A 3,147-nucleotide genomic window follows, 5' to 3' on the forward strand; every position below is an offset into this window, starting at 1 on the left:
AGTAAATTGCATATAATAAGAGTACAAAATTAGAGTAGCCTTACTTTAGTAGGCGCGAAAAAATTGGTGTAACTCTACCGTAGTGAGTACCAAAAAATTGGTGTAGCCTTACCGTAGTAGGCACAAAAAAAGAATTTTAAAAGTAGGAAGAGTTTTCTTCCTACTTTTTTTGTTTTTAGGGGGAGAAGAGATTTGGCTAATAAAGATAATCCTAAATTTTACACTATTTCAACCAAATATATAGACTATCTAAGAGAAACAGATAGTAAAGTACCCTTTAATAAAGACGAACAGCATAGCAGACCGTATGTAGGTGTATTGGAAAAAATCAATGGTCATGATTATTTTGTGCCTTTAACATCACGTAATGATAAAAATCTTAATAGCCAGGTCAGTGTAAAGTTATTCGATATTGATAACCCTGAGAAGCGAATTGGAGTTTTATTGGTCAATAACATGATTCCAGTCCCAGAAAAAGAGTGTAAAGAAATTGATATAGCAGAAAAAACGGAGACAGATCCTAAGTATGGTAATTTGATGTTAAAACAGTATTTGTTTTTAAAAGAGAATATGGATCGAGTTTCTAATAAAGTGGAAAAAGTATATAAAGATGTAACTGTACAAGGAAAGCCTTCACAAAAACAGAAATTCTTAAAAGGAGTTTGCTGTGATTTCTCTAAATTAGAGGAAAAGTGCCAGGAATATAAAGAAAAGGGTCAAGCTAGAAGAATAGCATATATGCGCCAAATGGGGCGTGAGAGATAAAAGACCAACATAGCGCTATGTTGGTCTTTTTAATTCACTTGTGTAAATGTACACAAATACACATTTACACAAGTTCACAGTATTTTTAGGAGTAGCATAGTCAATGCTGCGCCTTTTTTATATAAAATTTTACTAATGAGAGGAAGTTAAAAATATGTCCGTACTTGTCTTAGCAGAGAAACCGAATCAAGCGAAAGCGTATGCTGAAGCATTCCCGAAAGTTGAAAAGAGAGAGGGTCACTTTTATGTTCCACCTTGTTCTTTATTACCAAGTGGAGGGAATATCACTTGGGCTTATGGGCATCTAGTAGAATTGAAATCCCCTCAAGATTATAAAAAGGAATGGGAAAAATGGGATTTGTCACAATTGCCAATTTTACCTTCACGCTATGAATATAAAGTATCGGCTGATAAGAAAAAACAATTTAATATTGTAAAAAAATTAATGAAGGAAGCTGATACAACGGTCGTAGGCGTTGATATAGACAGGGAAGGTGAAGCAATTGCAAGGTTGATAATCCAGGAAGCTGGATGTACACATAAAAAGATTAAACGCCTATGGATCAATAGCTTAGAAGTAGATGAAATTAAAAAAGGTTTCCAAAACTTAAAACCTGGAGAAGATTTTGAAAGTATGTTTGAGGAAGCGCAAGCTCGTCAAATTAGTGATTGGATCATTGGGATGAATGCTAGTAGATTATATACACTTCTCTTACGTCAGAAAGGGGTTCAAGGAGCTTATAGTGTAGGTCGAGTCCAAACACCAGCGTTATGTTTAATAAATAAGAGACAACAGGAAATTAAAAACTTTAAACCAACGCCTTTCTTTGAATTGGAAGCGCAATTTACTTCTCCAAACGGTGTATACATGGGACGTTATAAAGAGAGATTTGCCACAAAAGGAGAATTAATGAGCTTGCTGCAGCAACATAGTCTTTCTGAAAATAACAGTCAACAAGGCATGATTAAATCTGTAGAAGTAAAACCAAAACAACAAGAAGCACCAAAATTATTCTCTCTTTCTTCTATACAAGCTTTGGCCAACAAAAAATATAAGTATTCACCAGCTGACGTTTTAAAAGGGATTCAGGAATTATATGAAGCTAAATTAGTAACATATCCCCGTACAGACTGCAATTATATTACAGAAGGTGAGTTTGAGTATTTAAAGAATAATTTGAGTGGTTATCAATCCATTGCAAGTGTGAATTTCCAACCGCATTCATTAACTGCAAATAAGCGCTATGTTGATAATAAGAAAGTCCAGGAACACTATGCAATTGTATTAACTAAAAATGTTCCATCAAGAGAAACAATCGCAAGATTACCTGATAAACAAAGAAATTTATATATGGAAGTGTTAAAGAGTGTATTAAGCATGTTCCATGCGCCTTATATGTATGAAGAAACAGTAATAACAAGTGATTTGAACGGTCTGTTGTTCACCACAAAAGGAAAGGCAGAAAAATCCTTAGGATGGAAAGAGTTGTATGTGACGGATAAAATTGAGGAAGAGGACGATCAAGAGAAAGTATCTCTTTTACCCGTAGTTAAACAAGACGAATTTGTCCAGGGCTTAGTAAAATCAAAAGAAGGTGTCACTACGCCACCTAAACCATATACAGAAGGTCAATTGATTACCATGATGAAAAAGTGTGGTTCTTCAGTAGAAGATGAGGAAAGTAAAATTATTCTTAAAGAAGTAGAGGGACTGGGTACAGAAGCAACTCGTGCTGGCATTATAGAAACGTTGAAAAAACAAGGGTATATAGAAGTGAAGCGGAATAAAGTGAGTGTTACACCAAAAGGAGAAATCCTTTGTGAATCAGTTCAGGGAACGATGTTAGCGAAACCTGAACTAACAGCGAAATGGGAAGGTTATTTGCGAAAAATCGGTAAAGAACAAGGTTCTAAGGATATATTTGTTAGTCAAACTAGCGGATTTATTAAGGATCTAATTAAAGGGGCTACAGAATCTATTGGTGAGTTGAAAATAGATAATAAAATTCAAGATATGAAAGCGAAAGATACAATTGGTAAATGCCCGAAATGTGGGAAAGATGTCGTGAATCGTAAAACATTCTATGGGTGCAGTGGTTATAAGGAAGGATGTAAATTCTCAATGTCAGGGGAATATTTAACTAAGAAAATTTCGGAAGCAAATGCAAAGAAATTATTAGAAGGAAAGAAAACAGGGTTAATAAAGAAGATGAAAGGTAAATCAGGGAAAGAATTTGACGGTTACTTGAAATTATCACAATCGGGTAGGTTAGAACTTGAATTTGCAGCAAAAAAATAACCAGGAATTATAGTAGGTAAGGAGAGAAGAAAAAGTGAATATGAAAGCTGTTTTGCAAAAAGGTAAATGGGTGTTAATAGCAA

General features: G+C 34.5%; 2 protein-coding genes. Both read left to right on the forward strand.

Annotation, left to right across the window (positions count from 1 at the left end; all coding sequences use genetic code 11):
• The first annotated feature begins 192 nt into the window (after positions 1 to 192).
• Positions 193 to 765, forward strand: a complete 573-nt coding sequence (locus AB3X48_RS19950; RefSeq protein WP_002144420.1) for a type III toxin-antitoxin system ToxN/AbiQ family toxin — start codon at positions 193 to 195, stop codon at positions 763 to 765.
• Between the two features lie 154 nt (positions 766 to 919).
• Positions 920 to 3,064 (forward strand): type IA DNA topoisomerase, encoded by a 2,145-nt coding sequence (locus AB3X48_RS19955; protein WP_088099762.1) that lies wholly within the window; start codon positions 920 to 922, stop codon positions 3,062 to 3,064.
• Positions 3,065 to 3,147 lie beyond the last annotated feature (83 nt).

Origin of the sequence: Bacillus sp. S4, from assembly GCF_040838205.1 — a bacterium.
GTDB classification, from domain to species: Bacteria; Bacillota; Bacilli; order Bacillales; family Bacillaceae_G; genus Bacillus_A; species Bacillus_A cereus_U.

Bases quoted from the DNA above. Each gene is read 5' to 3' on its own strand.
- AB3X48_RS19955 (WP_088099762.1), top strand. From the start codon at position 920: ATGTCCGTACTTGTCTTAGCAGAGAAACCGAATCAAGCGAAAGCGTAT.